Genomic DNA, 22,930 nt, shown 5'->3' on the forward strand with positions numbered 1-22,930 from the left:
AGTTCTATACATCTAAAAAGCTACATTTTTAGAGGAAAGAGAAGACTTGAAAGATAATTATATAATTCGAAATTTGTAGAAAAAGTATCAGGCACTATTAAAAGTGCCTGATACTTTTTTGTTTTATTGGGAGTGGATTGGGTATTAACTATCATAAGCAAGTTATATAGCAAGAAAGGATTGTAGGAATAATCGAAAGAGAAAGGAGTTATAGCCAACATGTTGTTGAATAAAAAGTTTTTATTGGTCTTAAGTACAATCGTAGCCTGCATGTTGTCTGGTTGTGGAGAGAAGCAGAAGCTTGAAGATGGATCTGAACTGATCAATAAAAATCAATTTGTTTTTGCTACTTCTGGTGAATTTAAGCCATTTAGTTATATAAATGACGATCTTACAATGTCGGGCTTTGATATTGAGGTTGGTGAAGCGATTGCAAAGGAAATGGGCCTTGAGCCGGTTCAGAAACGAATCAAGTTCAAAGGGATTGTTGAAGGGGTGAAAACGGGAAGAGCGGATGCAGCCGTTGCAAGTCACACGATTAACCCGCAGCGGAGTAAACATGTTTCTTTCTCTACCCCCTATTATTATTCAGGACCGAAAATTTTCACCAGACCGGATAGTAAAATTAGGACTGTTGAAGATTTAGAGGGAAAGGAAGTAGCTGTTGCAAAAGGATCAACATATGCCGATACAGCTTCCAAGTATACAGACAACATCAAAACATATGACAGCGATATTACGGCATTAAAGGCATTAAGCAGTGGGCGTCATGATGCAGTAATTACAGATTTTGTTACAGGAAAAACTGCTGAAAAGGAAGGTTTTAAGATTAAAGGACAGCAATTAATTAATCGCAGTGAACAAGCGATTGTGTTGCCTCAGGATAATCCAAAGCTATTGAAGCGAGTTAATGAATCTTTGGAACAACTTCGGGAAAATGGAACATTGACTCAAATCAGTATCAAATATTTTGGTGAGGACATTACCAAAAAATCAGAATAAACCAATGCTATAAAAGAAAGGAAGTAGTACTTTGCCAAGTTTTTCACATTTTTTTCAAATACTAATGGAAACAAAAGGTGTATTCTTTAAAGCTATGCTTTTAACATTAGAGCTGACGGTGGTTTCTATCTTACTGGGAATCATCATCGGACTAGTCTTTGCCTTATTAAAAATTTCTAATATAAAAATTTTAGAACTTATTTCAGATATATATGTCTATTTGGTTCGAGGAACACCACTGATTGTTCAAATATTTATCCTCTACTTCGGAATTAGCGGGATTTTCCTTCTTCCTGATTTTTGGGCTGCTTCCCTTGCTCTAGCGCTACATAATGGAGCTTATATTTCTGAAATCCTTCGGGGAGCAATTCAGTCAGTCGATAATGGCCAATTTGAAGCAGGACGCTCTTTGGGAATGACAAAGACACTGACATTAAGAAGGATTATTCTCCCACAGGCATTCCGTAGAGCATTGCCGCCTTTAGGCAATCAATTTATCATCAGTTTAAAAGATTCTTCGTTAGCCGCATTTATCTCCATGAATGAGCTGTTTAATGTGGCGACAACACTTGGGTCGAATAATTTCGATGAAATGACCTACTTACTCATTGTAGCAGTCTACTATTTATTGCTGGTAGCGTTGATGACATTTGTAGTGAACCGAACTGAACTAAAATTAGCAGTAAGCGACAGATAGGAGCTGAAAAAATTGGACACTAAGGAAATGATTAAAATAAGTCAATTGAATAAATCGTTTGGAGACTTACATGTATTGAAAAATATCGATATGACAGTCTATGAGAGCGATGTTGTTTGTCTAATAGGATCGAGTGGGTCAGGGAAAAGCACCCTCCTTCGCTGCTTGAACTTTTTAGAAAGAAAAGATAATGGCAATATTATAATTGAGGGAAATGAAGTCAATCCACGGATAGATGATCTTAACAAGATTAGAGAAAAGGTTGGGATGGTGTTTCAAAATTTTAACTTATTCCCACATAAAACGGTTTTAGAAAATATTATTGAAGCACCTGTTATGGTAAAGGGTGTAGACAAAGAAAAAGCTATCATCAAAGCAAAACAATTACTGAAAAAAGTAGGTTTGGAGGATAAGTCGGATGTCTATCCTAGTAAACTATCAGGGGGGCAAAAGCAACGGGTGGCGATTGCTAGAGCACTTGCGATGGAACCGGACATTATGCTTTTTGATGAGCCAACATCGGCACTCGATCCTGAGCTTGTGGGAGAGGTTTTAACAACCATGAAAGATTTGGCTGAAGAAGGAATGACTATGGTTGTTGTAACCCATGAAATGGGATTCGCAAAAGAGGTAGCTGATTGGATTGTCTATATGCATGATGGGAGAATAATTGAACGCGGCACACCTGAACAATTTTTCAATCATCCAAAAGAGGAGAGAACACGAGAATTTTTAACTGCAACGATGCTTAAATAAAACTAAAAGGTTCTGAACGGTAATGTTAGGATCTCGTATGGTTTTGCATTAAATATTCGATTACTAGATAAAGCTTGTACAGAAAAACTGCACATAGACTCGTTACAGCCAACCTTATCATGAGTATGTGAAATTTAAATAGCAAAAGGAGAAATTGCAAAGCGCAATTTCTCTTTTTGCTGGAACTGTACTTATTTAATTATAACTCAACTTCGGTAACTTCATTATTACCATTACCGTTGCCGTTGCCGTTGCCGTTGCCATTGCCGTTGCCGTTACCATTGCCGTTACCATTGCCGTTGCCGTTACCATTGCCGTTGCCGTTACCATTGCCGTTGCCGTTACCATTGCCGTTGCCGTTACCATTGCCGTTGCCGTTACCATTGCCACTGCCGTTACCATTGCCATTGCCCGGCTTTTCAACTAATACATCAAATGTTAATGTGTGGTCACCATACGTTGCTGTAATTGTCGTAGTACCTTGACCTTTACCTTTTACAGCCCCTGCTTTTACAGTAGCTATTTTATCATTTGCTACTTCGTAGGTTGCAAGCGTAGTAACATCTTTTTCTGTTGTTCTACCCTCAAAAGTAGTTACTTCAGTAATCTTAACCATAACCTCTTTACCTATTCTAGTTTCAACCTGAGCTTGGTCAATTTCTAGTGTTACGATTGGTGTTTCTACAACAGGTGCTTTTACTGTAACATTTACCGTAACTTCATGATCACCATATGAAATAGCAATCGTAGTCGTGCCCTCACCTACAGCAGTTACTAATCCATTTGCTATTGTTGCAACATTTTCATCTCCCACAACATAAGTTGCTTTTGAAGTTACATCTTCCTCTGTTGCTTCACCTTCTGGAGGAGTAGATGTCTCTGTTACCGTAAGTTGTGCAGATTCCCCAGCTGTTAGGTCTAGCTCAGTTGGATTGACAGAAAGTGTTACTTTTGGTTCAACTACATCTTTTTCAAATATTAGTGCTTCACCAACATTCCCAGCAGCGTCTTCAATTTTTACTGATACAGCATTAGTTTCTGTTGTTACTGGGAATGTGAAGCTACCGTCTTGATTTAATTCAAAAGGAACAGGCGCTTGTATTTCGCCATTCACAGTCGCAATATAGGAAGCTTTTAATTTATCATTTAAATTATAGTTTAAACCATATAAATATAACTCTTCATTGTAGTCGATATACTTATCTGTTACCTTTCCTGTAGCGACACCTTCAGCTACTGAACCAGTAATTTCTGGTTTAGTCGTTTTCACGATAATTGGTCCAACATAATCGGAAACTACCCCTGATGCCGAAAGACCAGTAAAGTCAATAGTATAGAGACCATCTGGAATTGTTGTGGCAGGTTCTGTTCCCCATGGTTTGTATTGCCCAGCGATATTCAGCGTATAAGAGCCTTTTCCTAGCGCAGTACCTGCATGTAGATAACCGATGTAGCCATCACCATATTCTCCACCTTGAGGATTCATAATATCCCATAGCTCGATATAGTTAGTTGTTACATCGCCAGTTAATGTAAATGAAAGTACAGCTGAATCTTTCACGCCATCTCCATTAAAGGAGAGGTCTGTTTCTGTAATTTTTAAATCTTTAATTTCAGTTACTGCCTCACTTCCAAAGTCAGCTGCGAATGGCAATGAAATTTCTGTAGCACCACCGCTGATGTGAATATACCCCAGTATTTCCGAGCCGTTTGGAGCTGTAGCTTGTGAAGCCGTTAATGTAAGATTTAACACTTGCTCACCAACTAGATTAAATGTTGGCTGGTCGACTGTAACAGTTGCATCACCAAATGATTTTGTCACATCAATTGATACATTATAATTACCGCCGTGACCCTTTATATCTTTTACTAAAACTTGTTTCGTTACGGAAATATCCTGGTCTTTAAGAGATTGTGGACCAAAAGTAACTGTCCCTTTTAAGTTTTCTGAAACAGCTCCTGTTCCATCTAAAATTGCACTATCCAATGCATAGGCAAGAATTTCTGGATGTGCTGCAGCATAAGCATTTACACGACCTGCACCTTGAGAGAACACATCGTATTTTGTTTTATCTAAAACCTTTGCTGTATTAGAAAGCGCCACTTTTATGTCGAACGCATTCCAATCAGGATTTGCTTGTTTAAGTAATGCAACAATACCTGTAATATGCGGTGTTGCCATAGAAGTTCCTGTTTTACGATCATATGCCTCTGCATAATCTGCATTAGGGAAGTCCTTTTTATACATTGGAATCGTTGACATAATGTTTGTTCCAGGTGCACTTACATCTGGTTTAATATCAAAGTTTGGCATAGATGGGCCACGGGAACTTGAATCGTTTACTTCATCTCCCAGTGTCTTTGTGGAAGTAAATTGACTAAAGCTAACTTTTCCAGTTCCACCGGCTAATGCAGCACGAATTGCATTGCCATCCGTTTGGGACATATCGAATGTTGGTAGAAAAGCAAAAGAATCACCCAGGAATGTACCTGAAATATTAGGTGCATTTGTTCCACCAGCAAAGTTATGAATAATTGTGGCGACTGCTCCATTTGCCTTTGCATTCGCAATTTTATCAACAAATGCGATACTGCCACGAGAGATTAATGCCACTTTACCTTCTACATCGATTCCCTCATAGTCTTTTACTTCTCCGTTTCCAGGAATAGCAACTAGGTCAAATTCTCCTTGAAGCTGTGTTGCTAAATCCCTTCCAAAAGTTGTTCCCATTAATGGGAGCTGTTTTGTTAAGTTGTAGTCACCAACTGTAACATTCACTTCACCGTTATACATTGTTTCTGGATTTGTTGTGTTACCCACAGCAATTCCTAAACGAGCGGTTGCAGGCGTGCCCATTGTTCCTCGATTTGGGCCGGAGTTCCCTGTTGCAATTACTCCGATTGTTCCAGCCATCATTGCATTATTAATAGCAAATGAACCAGCGTCCGTTTCAGAGTTAGCCCCCCCACCAAGAGAAAGGTTGATTATGTCCATTTTTTCTGTTACAGCCGTTTCAATTGCTTTAACAATACCAGATGTAGCCCCACTTCCATATGCACCAAGAACACGGTAAGCATAAAGGTCTACTTTTGGAGCAATTCCTTTAATGCCGAAATTGTTAGCTCCAATTGCTGCAATAGTTCCAGCAACATGGGTACCGTGAGAAGTATAGAACGAGCTTCCCTTTTCATTAAATTCAGGTGTTCCAGCAGGACGCTCAGAAGGCAAGGTTTCCGATGCATCGTCATCTGCCCGAGGCTTTGTGTAAGTTGATGAATTTGGAATGAAGTTTTTCCCACCCTTGTAAATTCCAGCGAACTCAGGGTGATCTGCGTCAATACCAGTATCTAATACTGCTACCTTTATACCTTGTCCTTCAATTCCTTCATTCCAAAGCTGTTCGATGCCGAGGAAAGAAATACTTGTATTCATTTGAGCCTCTAGTTGATCTTCCTTAATCAGTTCTGATGATTTCATTGTATTATCTTCAGATGCGTAAACAATTGCATCAGGTTCAATTAATGTTATTCCTTCTATTGAAAGCAGCTTTGGGAGATCATTTGCTTTCACAGTTGCTGCAAAACCGTTTAAAACAGTATCAAATGTGTAGCCTTGAGTCATTTGAACATTTTTAGTAGCTAATTCTTTCTTAACTTGTGCTTGTTGAGATTTTACATTTGATCGAACTTCATTTGCTCGCGCATTAGAGAACTTTTGGCCTTTCAATTGGCTCATTCCTTGCTCTAGTGCCACAGGCTTTTCAGATAAATGTACGATGACTGCAACTTCTTGATTGCCTGATACATTTTGTAAGCTTTCGTGAAGAGTTGGACCATCTTTAGACAAGCTTAGCTGTTCAGCGATAGCCGCCTTTAATTGAAGTATACTTTCACTTTGGCTATCCTGCTTGAATGGTTTCGAATCTTCAGCATTAGCACTCGATAATGGAACCAATAGAAAAAGCACCATAACGAAAGCTATCATACTACTTAAAAACTTCGTAAACTTAAACTTTTTCAAATCTCATTTCTCCCTCCGCTCTTAATTATCACACTTTTCGGTTTAGTGTGATATTTCCAATTTATCACAGGTGAGATAATTCGAATATCGGAATATTGAAAAATCTCAAAATATTGATAATTAGTATTACTTTGTCAAAAATGGATTAATTCTATTTTCCTAGTAATTTAATAAAAAAGTAGAACTTTCAAATGAGTATTGACTTACAGTGATTCATACTTTTTATCATTTAAGAGTTTTATAAAAAATCCATTTGACGTCCTGTATTATTTTTTGTACGATATTGAAGAAAAGAATGCCCGGACTAGAACGGGAGAGGTTCATAGCTGATACCCTCTATAAAAAACTATGGAAACATGACAATATGCCATGTCCATATCGGACGTGGCTTTTTTTATCTGTTTACTTATGTTTTAAATAGAATGATTGGTGATGCCTCTCTTGAAAAGTGTTGGGAAACATTTTACAAGGAGGTTTTTTTATGTCTGGCAGAAGTCATGAAGAAGGATTAAAGGATTTGACCCTATTAGGTAATCAAGGTACAAAGTATTCCTATGATTATGCACCTGAGGTATTAGAGGCAGTGGATAATCTTCATGCTAATCGAGATTATTTTGTTAAGTTTAATTGCCCAGAGTTTACCAGTTTATGTCCGCTTACAAATCAGCCGGATTTTGCAACGATGTACATTTCATATATCCCAGATAAAAAAATTGTTGAAAGTAAATCTCTAAAGTTGTATTTATTCAGTTTTAGAAATCACGGCGATTTCCATGAAGATTGCGTTAATATCATTATGAATGATTTAATTGCATTACTTGATCCAAGATATATAGAGGTTTGGGGGAAATTTACTCCACGTGGGGGTATCTCGATTGATCCCTGGTGTAACTATGGGAAGCCAGGAACTAAATACGAAGAAATCGCCAATTATCGTTTAATGAACCACGATCTTAACCCAGAAAAAATTGATAATCGATAAATGAAGCAAGACAGAGGTTTTTAGCTACCCTCTTAAAAAAACTAAGAAGAAAGCAGCACTTTTTCTTAGAGTGCTGTTTTTTCGATATAAGGGAGTCTTTATAGATGAAAAAGGAAAAAGCAATTGTAGTATTTAGTGGAGGTCAGGACAGCACAACTTGTTTGTTCTGGGCAAAAGAACGCTTTGAAGAGATTGAGGCAGTAACTTTCGATTATGGTCAAAGGCACCGTCTTGAAATTGACTGTGCGAAGGTGATAACAGAGGAGCTTGGTATCAAGCATCACATACTTGATATGTCTCTCCTGAATCAACTTGCTCCGAATGCATTGACACGACAAGACATAAAGGTGAAGGACGGAGAAAATGGTGAGCTCCCATCGACTTTTGTGCCTGGCCGCAATCTCCTTTTTCTTTCATTTGCGGGCGTTTTAGCGAGCCAAGTAGGGGCAAAGCATATTGTAACAGGTGTTTGTGAAACTGATTTTAGTGGATATCCGGATTGCCGAGATGTCTTTATTAAATCCTTAAATGTAACGTTAAATTTATCGATGGATGATTCCTTTGTGATTGATACACCCTTGATGTGGCTGAATAAGGCACAAACATGGGAATTAGCTGATCAGCTTGGGGCACTTGAGTTTGTACGACAAAGAACGTTGACTTGCTATAACGGTGTCATAGCAGATGGATGTGGTGAATGCCCAGCATGTAAATTGCGAAATAAAGGGCTTGATGAGTATTTAAGTTATAGGAAGGAGTCTTAAGGCATGTCAGATTTTAAAATCGTTGAGAGACTCCAGAGAATTGATGTGGATATTCAAAGAAATCAATTGAAATATCATGCAAAGCGTGTTCTCATAAGCAAAGAATTTACTTTCGATGCTGCCCATCATCTACATCATTATGAAGGGAAATGTAAAAATCTACATGGGCATACCTATCGAGCTATATTAGGACTGAGTGGCTACACAGATGAACGTGGTTTGATGATTGATTTCGGTGATATAAAAGAAATATGGAAACATAAAATAGAGATTCATTTGGATCACCGTTATTTAAATGAAACGCTTCCACCCATGAATACGACGGCAGAGAACATTGTTGTTTGGATTTACGAAAAGTTGACTGAGGCTTTGCTTGATGAAGGATATAACGGTGTGCGTGTAGAGTTTATCAGGCTTTACGAGACTCCAACAAGCTATGCAGAAGCTAGAAGGGAGTGGATGGAAGTTGAGTAAAGTACCTGTTATCGAGATTTTTGGGCCAACGATTCAAGGAGAGGGTATGGTCGTTGGCCAGAAGACGATGTTTGTAAGAACTGCGGGCTGCGATTATTCCTGTTCTTGGTGTGATTCATCGTTTACGTGGGACGGCAGTGGAAAGCACCTTATTGTCCAAATGACAGCGGAAGAGATTTGGTCTGAGTTGAAACGTTTAGGGGGCAATGGTTTTTCATTTGTCACAATTTCAGGCGGCAATCCTGCACTCAATCCGAATTTAGCAGAGCTTATTGCCATTTTAAAAGAAAATGACATAAAAATCGGGGTAGAAACACAGGGGAGTAGGTGGCAAAAGTGGATGTATGAGATTGATGAACTGACAATTTCACCAAAGCCACCTAGTTCTGGAATGACCACAGACTACTCGGTGCTCTCTTATATCTTCGAAAAACTTAAAGATCGGAACAGCAATCACCATGTATCCCTCAAAATAGTCGTTTTTAATCAAGAGGATTACGATTATGCTAAACAAATTCACCATCGATATCCAATGATTCCTTTTTATCTTCAAGTCGGTAATGATGATCTCACGGCAACTGATAATTCACAATTAATGATGGATTTATTGGATAAATATCGTGCACTGATTGATAGAGTAATGAAGGATGAGGATTTAAGAGATGTTAAAGTACTGCCACAGTTACATGCCCTTGTGTGGGGAAATAAAAGAGGTGTATAGTGTGCCATTACAAAAATTAAATTTACTTGAGGAGTAATAGTTTGAGAATATTATTTTATTTATTATCTATTGTTATTGCTAATGTGGTAACGGCAGCATTTGCACCATTCCATTTTGGTATGTTTATTGTTCCAATGGGAACGCTTTTAATTGGGGCCACCTTTATTTTTCGGGATCTAGTACAAAATAAATATGGTAGAAAAAAGACGTATTTATTTATTATTACAGCTTTAATTTTATCAGCTGTGGTGTCATTCCTACTAGGTGATACACTTTTAATTGTGGTAGCCTCAGCACTATCATTTGTTGTCGCAGAAACGGCCGATACTGAAATTTATACTCGATTAAAATTACCAATGGCTTGGCGTGTGTTCTACAGTGGTATTGTTGGAGGATTTCTAGATTCTGCAATTTTCGTAGTAATCGGCTTAAGTCCACTTGGTGCCAATATATTGCCATGGGAAGCGGTACCTGCCGCCATTTTGGGGCAAATTATTGTGAAGACGATTATACAAATGATTGGCGCAATTATTTTAAATAAAGTTGGGCCAATGAAAGAAAAATATATTATTCCAGAATAATTATTCCTTATTATGAAGATACGGATCACAAGTAAGCTTTTTAAAAACAGGCCCATTCGCTTTATTCGAATGGGTCTGTTTGATTTATATTCTTTCTAAGGTACCTCTTGCATTTTTTATGCTGTTTTCTTTTGTTTAAGGTCTAAATGATAACTAAAGAAAGTTAGTAGACTTGCACTGACGGCAACTATACCACCGACCCATGTGACATTCATCAAATTTCCTTGATGATATACAATGCCGCCTAATGCAGACCCAAAAGCGATGCCTACGTTACTTGCCACGGGCATAAGAGAAGCAGCGAGTCCTTTAGCATCTGGTTTATAAATTTCGGCCAAATCTATTAAATAAAGTTGAGTAGATGTTGTTAAGAGGATGGCCATAAGTGACATTAGTCCGATGTTCGCTAATCCTAAAATAAAATGGTTTGTTGTCCAAAATAAGCTTGTCAATACAATAGCTTGTGCGAGAAAGACAAACCGAAGTCGGCCGATGGCATTGTGAGTGGCAATTTTACCGGCAAGAATGTTGCTGAAAATTGAAAGAAAGCCGTAGCCGAATAAGATTAAACTTATAGAATTATTTGGTGCACCCATTCCCTTTAAAATAGGAACAAGGTACGTAAAGACTGCATAGGTTGCACCAAAACCGAGAGCAGGAATGAAAAAGGCAATTAAAATTCGAGGCTGAATCATTAAAGAAAATTGATCCCGTATTGAGCTTCGTACTTGGCTGAGTCGAGTAGGTAAGACGAAAAAAGATGCCGCAAACGCCAACCCTCCGAGAAGAGTGGTTAACATAAAAGTGGCATTCCAGCCGTACCATTCAGCGATTACAATTCCAATGGGTACTCCAACTACATTGGCCAGTGTAAAACCACCGAAAACAAATGATATAGCAAGGCCGCGTTTATTAATTGGCATGGTTTCGCTTGCAACAATCATGGCTAGAGAGATCAATACACCTGTTACAATCGCGGTCATAACCCGAAGTATAAGGAGCATAATATAGCTCGTTGAAATTACACACAGAGCATTTAAGGCAATGAAGGAACCTATCAAAAACAACATCCATTTACGCTTTGGAAAATGGCTTGTTGCTGACATCACGAGTGGTGTAGCGATGGCAAATGTGATAGCGAACGCAGAAACGAGTGTGCCTGCTTTTGCATTTGTCATATGAAGGCTTGAAGAAATATCAGTTAAGATCCCGACAATAACAAATTCGCTTGTCCCAAGAACAAATGTTAAGAATGCAAGTGTTAAGATAAGTAACCAATGTCGCTTGGATAACTGTGTATGATGCATAAATACCTCTTTCTTTGAAGAATGTAACTGTGCTACTTAGTAGACACACAATTTAAACATCATATCATAAAATGCATTTATGAGAAATTAGATTGGTTTCCTGTAAATATCAGTGTTTGTTTCCAACTTTCTACCTCTAAAGAAGGATTTTGTAAATATTACTCGAATTTTTTAATTGGAAGATTAACTTTGCAATTTTATCAATTTGATATCTATACATAATAAGGGGATAAGGGGGATTCACATGATTCAATTCCTTCAGATGGGAGCAAATACAGTTATAAGTTCCCAAAAAGGTAGTGTTACTATTAGCTACGAAATGTCTAATTCGATCGATATTTCGTTAACTGCATTCCTTTTAACGGATGTAAACAAAGTACAAGGAGATAGCGGCATTATATTTTATAATCAACCAACTAGCTTATCTGGTGCAGCTACCCTGATACCATCTGAGAATGTAGGGAATATAAAAATACATAAAATGAATTTTGACATGAGTAAAATCCCTGAAGGTATTACTAAAATAGCTATAACACTTACAGAAGATAATAGCCGAGGTTTTTCAAATGTGAAAAATTTAAAGGCAGAAATACGTACTGATAACAATATTATCAATTTAGCACCAGCTAATTTTGCAAATGAAAATGGAATCGTAGTATTAGAATTATATCTAAGAAATAGTCAGACAAAGGTGAGATCTATTTGGCGGGGATTTGATTCTGGGTTAGAGGGGTTATGTAAAAATTACGGTGTTGAGGTTGAACCTGAAGAACAAAACAAGCTTTCTGAATCAACAACTATAAAAAAACAAATGCTGATAGAACCTGATCAATCATTAAATGTTCCAGAAAGTACAAATAGACAAAACATGTTATCACAGATAAATCTTGAAAAGGTAAAGGGGAATGTCAGTCTCACCAAAGGTCAAAAGCCAGTTATCATTGATAAAACGCCTGAAATTACTGCTACGGTATCATGGCAAACTGGTACTGACTACGATATATATGCTTTAGTCTATACAAAGGATGGTCAGCAGATCGATGTAGCTATGTTTGGGGCGAAAAATACACCCCCACTTAGGAGTTTTCACAACGGGGTAGTCGAACACATGGGGGATGTTGGGAGAGATGCTGGTTCAACAAAAACTGAAGTAATCAAATTGAGATTAAATAATAATGTTTTAGCTGTTGTTCCTGTGGTTTATTCCGCCCAATCAAATGGCACAGGCTCATTCTACAGATATAAGGTGTCTATGAGTATAGATAATCATAATGGAACCTCCGTTACTATTTTTGCTAAAAATGCTAATAATAATGATAGAATTTATTCCTGTGTGCCTGGAATACTTCATAATACTCCAGATGGTGTGATTATCAGCCCATTAGAGCTTTATAGTGAACCTAATTCTGAACGTAGACCTAAGCTGAAGATGGGCTCTTCTAATATGGTAGAAGTTCTAATGGATAAAGGCCCAATAAATGATTACAAGTAAAAGTAAATAAAAAGGAGAGTGGCGATAGCCAATCTCCTCTTATTTTTTCTCCTTTAGTTCGTGGGCAATATACGTAGCTAGTAATTCACGGACTTCATCCGTAGAATGTGCACCCAGTAATTGAACTCTCAATTGACTAGCCCCTTTGAAGCCACGTACATATATTTTAAAGAAACGTTGTAATGCTTTAAATGAACGTGTTTCGAACTCCTTGGAATAGTGGTCATGAAGGTTAAGGTGTAAGTATAGTAAATTAAGGTATTCTTTGGCACTATGCTCTTTAGGTTCCTTTTCAAAGGCAAATGGGTTTGAAAACACCCCGCGCCCAATCATTACACCATCGATACCGTATTGCTCAACTAGTTTTAGACCTGTTAAACGATCAGGAATATCACCGTTGATCGTCAGTAATGTGTGGGGAGCAACTTCATCACGTAGTTTTTTGATATCTCCAATTAATTCCCAATGTGCAGCGACCTTGCTCATCTCTTCCCTTGTACGGAGATGAATAGAAAGATTGGCGATATCCTGTTTTAAAATATGTGTAAGCCACTCACGCCATTCTGCTACATCCGTAAAGCCAAGTCTTGTTTTGACACTGACGGGTAAGCCTCCTGCTTTGGCTGCTTGAATAATATCTGCGGCTAGGTCAGGATGAAGAATTAATCCAGCTCCTTTACCTCTTTCTGCTACATTATCAACTGGGCAACCCATATTAATATCAATTCCCTTAAAGCCTAATTCCTTCATACCAATACTCATTTGACGAAAATGTTCAGGGTTGTCTCCCCAAATATGTGCAACAATAGGCTGTTCATCTTCTGTGAAAGCTAAGCGGTTACGTACATTATCTAACCCATCTGGATGACAATAGCTCGTCGTATTGGTGAATTCCGTAAAATATACATCGGGTCTCCCTGCTTCCTGAATGACATGACGAAATACAACATCTGTCACATCCTCCATGGGAGCTAAAATGAAGAATGGCCGTGGTAAATCAAGCCAGAAATTTTTTTGATTCATTGCTAAAAATCCTCTCTTTCCAAAATACTACCTTGCAAAAAGATATCATATTTATTTTATTTCTACATAGTTAATTGGCTTAGCTTAAGGATAGAAATTCATCATTGTAATTAGACTTTGGCTCTCTTAGATTAGAAAGTAATTAAAAATATCCAACAAAATCCTGTATTATCTATAATGATATAATATGTAATATAATGTAGAAATTTAGGGGGAGAGTTGAAGTGGGAAAATATAAATATAAAACAATCGATGTGAATGATGTACCCACAATGGCTGAATTACTCGAAAATAGACAGAGCCTTGAGGGTGAAGTATATCCATTTCTAAACAACAGCTGTCTTCATGCTGAACATATAACAAATATGCTTGAAAACTTATTTGCTCATAATAATATTAAGGGGATTGGAGCATTTATTAAAGATGACTTAGTAGGATATTTAATCGGAGTCATCAAGAATGACTCTCTAAGAGGCAGACATGTATGGGTACCCTATGAAGGGTTGGCAATCAGAAAGGATCAATCCGCTGAGCTTATTAGAAAATTATATGCAGAGATTTCAGTGGTATGGCTAGAGCAAGGTTGCTTTATGCATTACACGATAATCCCTCTTGGAAATCAGGCTTACTATGATGCCTACCAACGATTAAGCTTTTCTATACAACAAGTACATGGGGTCATGAACATTGGGGATTATAAACCATTTGAAAATACATGTAATGCAGAGATTAGGGTTGCAAATAAAATGGATAGTGAAATGATGGGGAAAATGTCTAGGATCATTCAATCGTATCAAAATTCCGCACCTACATTTGAGCCTGTATTCCCTGAGGTTGTCATGAGCATAAAAGACTCATATAAAAGTATAGTAGAGGAGAATGATGATACATGTTTCGTTGCAGTAAAGGATGGGCAGGAATTAGGATTTCAAAAATATTATCCTATACATTCAGATTTGATGACACCTGAGCATGCAATAGAGCTAACGATTGCAGGTACTTACTCTTCACAAATGGGAAGAGGTGTGGGAAAAAAGTTGATGAATGAAGGCTGTAGAAGGATGAAAGAGGCGGGCTATGAGAATATCATTACAGATTGGAGAATAACTAATCTTGCTGCATCGGCATTTTGGCCAAAGTGCGGTTTTAAGCCAGTAGCCTATAGAATGGTTAGGTACATTAACAGTGATATAGCCTGGGCAAACTTTAATAACCCAAGTATAGGATTATTGTAAATTTAGTTAGATTTATTAAATTCTGCTGTTATGAAGAATTCAAACAGCTGGCTAGACACTTAAAATTTAGTTTTAGATTGCTTGCCTATACTTCGTAAATATTGACATTTATTTTTTAGACAACTAAGCTTAATGGAAAAATAGTGCTGGGGGGCTGCCAGTGGAATTTATTAAATTAAATTGTCCAAATTGTAATGGGAAAATTGAATATAAAGAAGAGCAAACATTCAAATGTCCTTTTTGTGATACGGAAATCATGTTGAAAGAGAATAAAATTTATTATGTTGATCAAACGATTAATAATTATTATGGAACAGCTTCTCCTCATACACCATCCCGTCCAAAAACAAATTTAAAGCTGCTCTTTATGATACCAATTGTCATGATGTGTGTATTCCTTGGGTATTTTCTTTTAAGTAGTAATCAAACAGAGGATGGAAACCGTGAAGAACTATCCGTTCGAACAATGCCTGAAAGTGAAGTTCTACTGTTCTTTTTAAAAGATATTTTTGATAAAGGTGGGACGATGCCAGCAAAAGAAGAGATTGCAAGTATTCGATATTTGGCTGCCTACTATTCTGACGATCAATGGCATTTTGATTATAGTCTAGAAGATCCTTTTACAAATAAGGAAGCTAAAATTTCTACTTATATCATTATGGATAAATTATTAAATACGCAAAAAATTGAACAAAAGGACTTTGAGGCCTTTACTGGATTAACGGTTTTAAAGCTCATGAATGATTATGAAATATCACAAAGTGAAAAAGTAAGCTTCCAACATCTTGAAAACTTAAAAAGTTATACAGGTAGTTTTAATGAATCATTTAGTAAAATCGCAGGATATTTTAGTGATAAGTCAAATGTTAAAGAGCTCTCTATCCAAATTAGAAGTAATGATGAACTTGCTTTATTATTAGAGTTCCCCAATCTTCAATCTCTAGAACTATCTTATGTGGCTGAAGAGGTGACAGATTTTCAGATTCTAAATAAATTATCGCTGAAATCACTTTCCTTAAAGTCAATTAATGATATAAAGTGGCTGTCTACACTAACTAATCTAGAATCGTTAGCAATAGACATTAGTGAAGCTACAGATTTTAGCCCACTATACTCATTGACTCAATTACAAGAATTGAAGCTTACGTCAGTAAGAAATTTAAAAACGCTTGATTTTATACAAAATATGCCTAAACTACAATCTTTAGATCTTGAAAACATGAATATCATCAATTTAGATAGACTTAGAAATATGTCATCTTTAACAAAGCTACGTTTAGCTTCTCCTGGTCAAGTGGAATTGTTGGATATGGTTAACAGTCTAACGTCATTGACGGAGTTATCGTTAACTGGCTATCATGGTGATATTTCATCGATTGTAGCGCCCCATTTGAAAAAAGCAGAGCTGAAGAGTTCATTTTTACCACAGCTAGAAGCACCCGCTTTAAGAGATTTGACGGTTTCTATAAGTGGATCGGATTCGCAATTGAATGGTGCAGAACTACTGAAATACCCACAGCTAGAACAGCTTACAGTCATGGAGTATGGAATTCTTACAGGTATTCGTTCATTAAATGACCTACCTCATTTGCAAACAATCAATTTAAATGAGACCCTCTTTTATGAAACCAATGACTTATTCAATTTGCAGCATGTAAAAATGTTAAACTGTAATGAATGTAATTTTCAGGTGAATAGCAAGCCATTTACGAACAACGTGCTGGAGCATTTAACTTTAAATGATGTTTCCATTCAAATTGGTAATGGGGAATGGGTGCAAGAAGTAGATAAGATCATGCCTTACTTTGCTGGCTTTACAAATTTACGTTCATTCACTTTACAAGATAGTTCACTACAATCGTTAAATTTCTTGGGAAATTGGCAACAAATAGAGGTGCTCCATTTAGAAAATAATGCCATTTCGAATGTAGAACCTTTAGTGAATTTGCCTAACTTAAAAAAGCTATATATTTTAGGGAATCAGGTACAAAATCAATCTGTCTTAGACAAAGGGATTGAAATTTATTGACGCTATACTTAATTATAAAACGTGAACTAATTAAATTTAGGCTGCTCCTAATTTTTCAAACTTTAATGAATTGTATAGTACAGTAATTAAAACCGATATCTCAGTACATTTTAAAGATGCAAAATTAAAATTAGTAAAAAGTAAAAAAATTCTTTTAGAAACATACTTACAATACAAGCCATTATCTTGGTTTGTACTGTAAGTATTTTTTTGTTATATAGCATTTGGAATATTCTGATCATATGACCTTATGGGATTTAAACAATATTTATAAAAAACTTCAGAAAAAATTGACAATTAGATTATTGTAATTTAAAGTTAAGTAAAGTTAACTAAACTAAATGATTTATTGATAGGGGATGATATTATTGAGGCTGTTTGAAGAGATATTAATTGTAGTGCATATTATATGGTTATTTTCTTTTCTTATTAAATTTGATGTAAAAATAAAATTAATAACTAACATCAGTGCATTTATCGTTTTAATTATTCATTTGGGGTTTGAGGGTTATCGATGGCAAATGGGATTAAGTTATATTTTGTTTATTCTTTTATCTGTATTAACAATGAAGGTACTCATACAAACGAACAGAAAAAAAGTAAAATCCATGGTTGGGAACGTGAAAAATAAAAGAAAGGTAAGAAAGTTTTTATATATCTTATTTATTATCATTTACTCGATTAGTAGCTTTGTGTTAGTAACAGTCATGCCTGTTTTTCAACTTCCTAAGCCTACAGGACCTTTTGAAGTGGGCATGAATTCAAGACATCTGAAAGACGAATCCAGGCAGAGCTCAGCACAAAAAGTTCGGGAATTGATGATACAGATATGGTATCCGACAGATGTGGAAAAGGATGTGAAGGAAACACATTATGAACCCTTCCCATACGAAGAATGGTCAGGAACAATGGAATTCATTTTTTCTACACCGCGCGTTTTATTTGAATATTTAAAGTATGGACAAACTAATAGTATAAAAGATGTAGCTGTAACCAATAAACACGAAAAATTCCCTGTACTTTTATTTTCTCATGGATATGGCAGTACAAGAATGCAAAATTTTTCTCAAATGGAGGAAATGGCGAGCCATGGATATATTGTTGTAAGCATTGACCATACAGATGATGCAGCTTATACGAAGTTTCCAGATGGAAGAGAAATAATGAATCAGAAAAACGCATATTCTTATTCCTTTAATATTGCAGATGAGAAAGATGTTAAAACTCGATCGACAGACATGAGCTATGTGATTGATCAATTAACTATCATAAATGATAAGGATCCTGTAGATTTATTTACTGGAAAGTTAGATATGAACAAAATAGGTATATTTGGTCATTCATATGGAGGTTCAACAGCTGCTCAAGCATTGTTGGATGATAGAAGAATTTCAGCAGGAATCAATATAGATGGCCCATTGCATGAGCCAGTAGCCAGCTCAGGATTTAATCAGCCTTTTATGTTTATTTTAGATGAAAATTATCTTTACATACCTGATGAAGAAATACAATATACGAATATAACTACAGAAGAATTTCAAAAGTACCATGATAAAATTACAGAGCTTGCTGATTATCACTATAAGGAGGGGATCAGGGGAGATACTTTTATGCTCACTTTTATAGCAGGAGATCATTATTCTTTTACTGATTTCCCTTATCTCTCTCCTTTATTGTCATGGAATATTGATATAGATCATTTTCATGAAGTTATGAATAAGTATATTTTGGCCTTTTTTGATCAATATGTGAAGGGCGAAGCGCCTGATCCATTGCTTAGAAAAGAGATAATAGAAGACCAGTTTTACTATTTCGAAGCTAATATTAAAAATGATTAATAGTTTAAAATAATATAGTTGTGTAGGAAAACTGTAATATATTTCTTTATACATTATTCGAACATTATAAATTAGGATGAAATTTTCAAAGGTATTCTTTATTTCTGAATCATTTTTTCTAAATCTACAATTAAAGTTAATTTAATCTAATCTAATCTACCAAAGGCAGTCTTTGCTACACTGTTTTGAAAAATGGGTAAGCTTAGATAGGTAGATAATTTTATTAGTCCTTAATCAATTTGATTTTTATTTCCGACAATTTTATTTAATGTATCAAGAATATTTTTTAACTCTATTAAGCTTGCTTTGGAATAATATTTTTCCACAAGAATTTCATCGATTTTTTTAATAAGCTGATGAAACTCTTTTCCTCTATTTCCAAGATAAATAAAGGTCTCTCTACGGTTTGTTAAATTTTCTTGACGATAAATCATATTCATTTCTTCAAGCTTTGAAATAACTTGGCTAACTGCACTTTTTGAAATATCGAAATGAGTTGCTAAATCTTTTGCAATAACTGGTTCATTTCGAATTATATAACTCATAATAATTTCCTGTTGGGGGGTTAAGTGGAAATTCTGTAATTCTTCGATCTCTTTTGTTTCTTGTAAAACTAACAATTTAAACTGCTCAAATTGTTGATTGATTTTGTCTATTATTATTAAATAATCATGCACAGATTTATCATCCTTCATATATCTATTTAAATCTTTTTAGTTAAGTTAATTTTGCTTAACTAATATATATTTGTCAATTTTAAAGGTATAGATGAATTATAGACAATAGGGTGTGGACATTTTTAAAGTGTCAGAAATTTATAAGTGATCCATGTGTGAATATCCTAGTAGTGATTTTAAATTTATGAAAAAGAACAATGAACCGAAATTGAATGAATAATCAGGAAGTATGATACATTAATGTATTTATGTTTCCTCATGACTTCAGATAAAATGGGCGTAGGATTAAAGAACCTATGCCCATTTTTTATAAGTTATTAAGATTTGTCCTACAGTTTGGATAGTTTTATAATGAATTGATGCTTAACAAGAGGAGTTGAAAAGGATATGTTCGTACGTAATAAAGGTTTGTTTTTTATGCTATCTCTGCTAGCCATTATTGTTGTTTTGACAGGCTGTGGTACAGCTAAGGATAGTGAGAAAACTGAGGGAAAAACAGCTAAAGAAACACAAGAAACAATGGATTATGCGTCAAAAGTGAAGGAAAATCCAATTGTGACGATTACGATGAGCAATGATGAAAAAATTGTTATTGAATTGGAGCCTACTGTAGCACCAAATACAGTAGCTAACTTTATTGCTTTAGTAAAAGATGGATTCTATGATGGTCTTATTTTCCATCGGGTTATTCCTGATTTTATGATTCAGGGTGGAGATCCTAAAGGGAATGGTACTGGAGGACCTGATTATTCGATTGATGGTGAGTTTACCTCAAATGGATTTGAAAATAATATGAAGCATGAACGTGGTGTTATTTCGATGGCTCGTTCAGATGATCCAAACTCAGCAGGCTCACAATTTTTCATTATGGTAAAGGCAGCATCACATCTTGATGGAAAATATGCTGCTTTTGGCAAGGTGATTGCAGGTATGGAAACAGTTGATGCCATTGTTGGAGCAGAGCGAGATGCTACAAATAAACCACTAGAAGATCAACAGATGAAAAAGGTAGAGGTGGATACAAAGGGCTTTGATTATCCAGCACCTAAGGTAAACAAATAGTTTTCGTCCCAATGCTATTGGTTAAAATCTATACTATAAACATTAAAAAGGCTAAATCAATTGAGATTTGGCCTTTTATATTTGTTAAAAAATTGAAATTATAAATATTTTTGAGTAATATGAGAAGAAATTTAAGATTGAGCGATGTTTTATATAAAGGATCCTTTATGTTTGTGGAAGAAAGGGTGTTTGCATGAGGGTAACAGATGAAAATTTTATAAAACATCTTAAGAAAAAACGAGAAGAAGCACTTCAATATGTTATTGATGAATATATGGGGATTATCAAAGCGATTATTTATAATGCTCTAAAATCCTATAATGATCCTCAAATAATAGAGGAATGTATTAGTGATACATTTCTAGGGGCTTATGAAAATGCTAAACAATTTAGAGGCGATAAAGAGGATTTTAGAAGATGGATTTGCACGATAGCAAAGTTTAAAGCCATTTCGAAACAAAGAAGGTTGTCTAAAATGCCATATTTTTATGAGCTAAATGAAACAGGTGAAGCCGCAATATCGGCTGAAGAGGAATACTTAATCAAGACAACAACGGAGGAAGTGCTCATCATGATGACGCAATTAGAGCAATTAGACCGTGATATTTTTACGATGAAATACTTTTTAAATATGAAAAACGAAGAAATTGCTATTCATTATGGTTTAACAAAAGCCGCTATTGATAATCGATTATATCGTGGGAAAAAACGATTACAGCAAATTCGTTTGGGGGGAAGTATGACATGAAAAAGCTATATAAACAATTTAATGATTTAAATCTTGATATAAATATAGAGCCGATGGAAGTGAGCTCGCTTGAAAAAGAGAGAGTGAAAAGAAATGTCATGATAGTCAAAAAGAAAAGGCATTTCATTAAAAATTTTATTGTTGCAGCTACTTTTTTTATTGCATCCAGTATGACACTTGGTTATACGTTTCCTACATTTGCTGCAAATTTACCGTTTATCGGAAGTATATTCGAATTGTTTATTGATGATGAAAGGTATGTATTTAACAACTATGATCAGTATTCTACAAGTGTCGGAGTGAGCCAAGAAAGTAATGAAGTTGAAGTCACTGTCACAGATGCTGTATATGATGGCGAAAATATTACTATTGCTTACACTATTAAAAGTGAAAAGGATTTAGGAGAAAGGCCAGTTTTATATGGTGACAATCGTGAACTAACTGCTAAGGAATTTGGAAATAGGTATCGATATGGCGGCTATTCAACAAATTATATGGTTCAAAAGATAAACAGCAATGAGTATGCAGTATTGTATATTTTTGAACTCATTAGAGGCTCTAAGCCCGAGGAAGTTCACATTAATTTTCAAGGAAATCAAATTGTTGATTTAAATAATGTAAATAATTCAGTAGCAGGTGACTGGGCATTTGAATTTGCTTTAGAGAAGCTTGAAAGTGAAACAATAAGGGTGGAAAAGGATAGTATGAAAACAGAAGGAAAAGGTATAAAAATTGAAGCTTTTAAAATAACGAAAACACCTATCGCTACAACATTTTATCTTTCCGAAGAAGTCTTGGTAGAAAAAGAAAATGAAGCTTGGCAAGGAGTTCTCATTGACTATATTGTGACAGATGATTTAGGGAATGATTATAATGTAATTCATTTTAGAGGAACTAGTCATAATACAGATTTCAAAGGGCGTGAAAATTTTCCTCGTATTGTTGCAAATAAATTTGATGAACAAGCTACCTCGATTATGATTACCCCTGTAGTAGGTGTATACAAAATTAAGGATAGTACAGGGGCATTAGAACTGATAAAAGAGCCATATACATTAAAGCCTATTGCTGTTCCGATAAAGTAAAAAATTAAAAGAGTATGTAAGAAGAACAACCTTACATACTCTTTTTACTTATCATCTTTCTTTGGGATCGAAATAAGCCATAAAAAATCATCTTCTATTAATATTTGAATGTCTTGCCCCTCACGGATTAGCTGCTCAGCTTTCTGCTGCTTGGCGCTTATACCCCTACGTTTATTACCAAGCACAACGAAATCAGTATGTTGTGTAACAGCTCCCTGTAAATACCCTCCATATGCTTTTACTTGTTTGGAGGCTTCGGATCGTGTCATGGTAGAAAGGGCGCCTGTGAATACAATTTGTTTCTTATAAAAGGGGTGGGTTAGATTTTCAACTGGATCAGAAAAGAAAATGATTTCTGAGTTATCCTTATTGATCATATTCGTTACTCCTTAAAAAATTAATCGATAAATAAATCCACAAAATTTTATATGTATGC

Annotated in this window: 20 protein-coding genes and 1 riboswitch; of the genes, 15 read left to right on the plus strand and 5 right to left on the minus strand. The window is 35.6% G+C overall.

All coding sequences use genetic code 11. The features are described 5' to 3' along the window. The first annotated feature begins 219 nt into the window (after nt 1-219). The 3 genes from AAJG31_RS13665 to AAJG31_RS13675 are packed head-to-tail and all read left to right on the plus strand — an operon-like array spanning nt 220 to nt 2,455. The gene (locus tag AAJG31_RS13665) at nt 220-1,002 is read left to right on the plus strand and encodes a transporter substrate-binding domain-containing protein (protein ID WP_004233393.1); all 783 of its coding nucleotides are present in this window, start codon (nt 220-222) and stop codon (nt 1,000-1,002) included. Between the two features lie 31 nt (nt 1,003-1,033). Next, nucleotides 1,034-1,699 carry an amino acid ABC transporter permease gene (locus AAJG31_RS13670; RefSeq protein ID WP_004233396.1) on the plus strand — a complete coding sequence of 222 codons (666 nt, stop codon included), beginning with the start codon at nt 1,034-1,036 and terminating at the stop codon, nt 1,697-1,699. Between the two features lie 27 nt (nt 1,700-1,726). Beyond that, on the plus strand, nt 1,727-2,455 hold the full coding sequence (locus AAJG31_RS13675) for an amino acid ABC transporter ATP-binding protein (protein ID WP_315061093.1): 729 nt from the start codon (nt 1,727-1,729) through the stop codon (nt 2,453-2,455). Nucleotides 2,456-2,654: 199 nt separating this feature from the next. On the opposite strand, the gene AAJG31_RS13680 is transcribed toward AAJG31_RS13675, so the two are convergent. Next, nucleotides 2,655-6,476 (minus strand): S8 family serine peptidase, encoded by a 3,822-nt coding sequence (locus AAJG31_RS13680; RefSeq protein WP_279493512.1) that lies wholly within the window; start codon nt 6,474-6,476, stop codon nt 2,655-2,657. A gap of 309 nt (nt 6,477-6,785) precedes the next feature. Continuing rightward, a riboswitch (PreQ1 riboswitch) is annotated at nt 6,786-6,832 on the plus strand. A gap of 125 nt (nt 6,833-6,957) precedes the next feature. Here AAJG31_RS13680 and queF point away from each other — a divergent pair. The 5 genes from queF (at nt 6,958) to AAJG31_RS13705 (ending at nt 9,998) form a co-directional block, all read left to right on the plus strand. Beyond that, nucleotides 6,958-7,458: a preQ(1) synthase gene (queF, locus tag AAJG31_RS13685; RefSeq protein WP_004233404.1), complete on the plus strand. Its 501-nt coding sequence runs from the start codon at nt 6,958-6,960 to the stop codon at nt 7,456-7,458. A 104-nt stretch (nt 7,459-7,562) separates the two neighbouring features. Next, nucleotides 7,563-8,222, plus strand: coding sequence for a 7-cyano-7-deazaguanine synthase QueC (queC, locus tag AAJG31_RS13690; RefSeq protein WP_054548829.1), 660 nt, complete (start codon nt 7,563-7,565; stop codon nt 8,220-8,222). A 3-nt stretch (nt 8,223-8,225) separates the two neighbouring features. Continuing rightward, nucleotides 8,226-8,696, plus strand: a complete 471-nt coding sequence (gene queD, locus AAJG31_RS13695) for a 6-carboxytetrahydropterin synthase QueD (RefSeq protein WP_279493510.1) — start codon at nt 8,226-8,228, stop codon at nt 8,694-8,696. Then, entirely contained in the window at nt 8,689-9,417 is a 729-nt protein-coding gene (gene queE / locus AAJG31_RS13700; protein WP_054548831.1) for a 7-carboxy-7-deazaguanine synthase QueE, read from the plus strand. Before queD ends, queE begins: the two co-directional genes overlap by 8 nt. 41 nt (nt 9,418-9,458) lie before the next feature. Then, nucleotides 9,459-9,998: a VUT family protein gene (locus AAJG31_RS13705; RefSeq protein ID WP_054548832.1), complete on the plus strand. Its 540-nt coding sequence runs from the start codon at nt 9,459-9,461 to the stop codon at nt 9,996-9,998. A 116-nt stretch (nt 9,999-10,114) separates the two neighbouring features. Here AAJG31_RS13705 and AAJG31_RS13710 read toward each other — a convergent pair whose 3' ends face one another. After that, nucleotides 10,115-11,305, minus strand: coding sequence for an MFS transporter (locus AAJG31_RS13710; RefSeq protein ID WP_103119036.1), 1,191 nt, complete (start codon nt 11,303-11,305; stop codon nt 10,115-10,117). 244 nt (nt 11,306-11,549) lie between these two features. Between AAJG31_RS13710 and AAJG31_RS13715 the strand changes: the two genes are divergently transcribed. Beyond that, complete coding sequence (locus tag AAJG31_RS13715) at nt 11,550-12,797, plus strand: TerD family protein (RefSeq protein WP_279493508.1); 1,248 nt, start codon at nt 11,550-11,552, stop codon at nt 12,795-12,797. A 39-nt stretch (nt 12,798-12,836) separates the two neighbouring features. Here the strand turns inward: AAJG31_RS13715 and AAJG31_RS13720 are convergent, their stop codons facing one another. Next, entirely contained in the window at nt 12,837-13,820 is a 984-nt protein-coding gene (locus AAJG31_RS13720) for a tRNA-dihydrouridine synthase (RefSeq protein ID WP_257962082.1), read from the minus strand. Nucleotides 13,821-14,044: 224 nt separating this feature from the next. Between AAJG31_RS13720 and AAJG31_RS13725 the strand changes: the two genes are divergently transcribed. The 3 genes from AAJG31_RS13725 (at nt 14,045) to AAJG31_RS13735 (ending at nt 18,922) form a co-directional block, all read left to right on the plus strand. Next, the gene (locus AAJG31_RS13725) at nt 14,045-15,055 is read left to right on the plus strand and encodes a GNAT family N-acetyltransferase (protein ID WP_279493507.1); all 1,011 of its coding nucleotides are present in this window, start codon (nt 14,045-14,047) and stop codon (nt 15,053-15,055) included. Between the two features lie 160 nt (nt 15,056-15,215). Continuing rightward, nucleotides 15,216-17,084, plus strand: a complete 1,869-nt coding sequence (locus AAJG31_RS13730; protein ID WP_279493505.1) for a leucine-rich repeat domain-containing protein — start codon at nt 15,216-15,218, stop codon at nt 17,082-17,084. Between the two features lie 368 nt (nt 17,085-17,452). Next, nucleotides 17,453-18,922: a hypothetical protein gene (locus AAJG31_RS13735; protein WP_269898058.1), complete on the plus strand. Its 1,470-nt coding sequence runs from the start codon at nt 17,453-17,455 to the stop codon at nt 18,920-18,922. Nucleotides 18,923-19,152: 230 nt separating this feature from the next. On the opposite strand, the gene AAJG31_RS13740 is transcribed toward AAJG31_RS13735, so the two are convergent. After that, nucleotides 19,153-19,599: a MarR family transcriptional regulator gene (locus AAJG31_RS13740; RefSeq protein ID WP_269898057.1), complete on the minus strand. Its 447-nt coding sequence runs from the start codon at nt 19,597-19,599 to the stop codon at nt 19,153-19,155. Nucleotides 19,600-19,986: 387 nt separating this feature from the next. Here AAJG31_RS13740 and AAJG31_RS13745 point away from each other — a divergent pair, with 387 nt between their 5' ends. From AAJG31_RS13745 to AAJG31_RS13755, 3 genes are all read left to right on the plus strand, one after another. Then, nucleotides 19,987-20,661, plus strand: a complete 675-nt coding sequence (locus AAJG31_RS13745) for a peptidylprolyl isomerase (RefSeq protein ID WP_279493504.1) — start codon at nt 19,987-19,989, stop codon at nt 20,659-20,661. A gap of 193 nt (nt 20,662-20,854) precedes the next feature. Continuing rightward, nucleotides 20,855-21,409 (plus strand): sigma-70 family RNA polymerase sigma factor, encoded by a 555-nt coding sequence (locus tag AAJG31_RS13750; protein ID WP_279493502.1) that lies wholly within the window; start codon nt 20,855-20,857, stop codon nt 21,407-21,409. After that, the gene (locus tag AAJG31_RS13755; RefSeq protein WP_066038339.1) at nt 21,406-22,494 is read left to right on the plus strand and encodes a DUF4179 domain-containing protein; all 1,089 of its coding nucleotides are present in this window, start codon (nt 21,406-21,408) and stop codon (nt 22,492-22,494) included. The genes AAJG31_RS13750 and AAJG31_RS13755 overlap by 4 nt, the downstream gene beginning before the upstream one ends. Before the next feature lie 44 nt (nt 22,495-22,538). Here the strand turns inward: AAJG31_RS13755 and AAJG31_RS13760 are convergent, their stop codons facing one another. Next, nucleotides 22,539-22,871 carry a BRCT domain-containing protein gene (locus tag AAJG31_RS13760; RefSeq protein WP_066038338.1) on the minus strand — a complete coding sequence of 111 codons (333 nt, stop codon included), beginning with the start codon at nt 22,869-22,871 and terminating at the stop codon, nt 22,539-22,541. Between the last annotated feature and the right edge of the window lie 59 nt (nt 22,872-22,930).

The organism is Lysinibacillus sp. BS3 (assembly GCF_039614735.1).
Taxonomy (GTDB): domain Bacteria; phylum Bacillota; class Bacilli; order Bacillales_A; family Planococcaceae; genus Lysinibacillus; species Lysinibacillus capsici.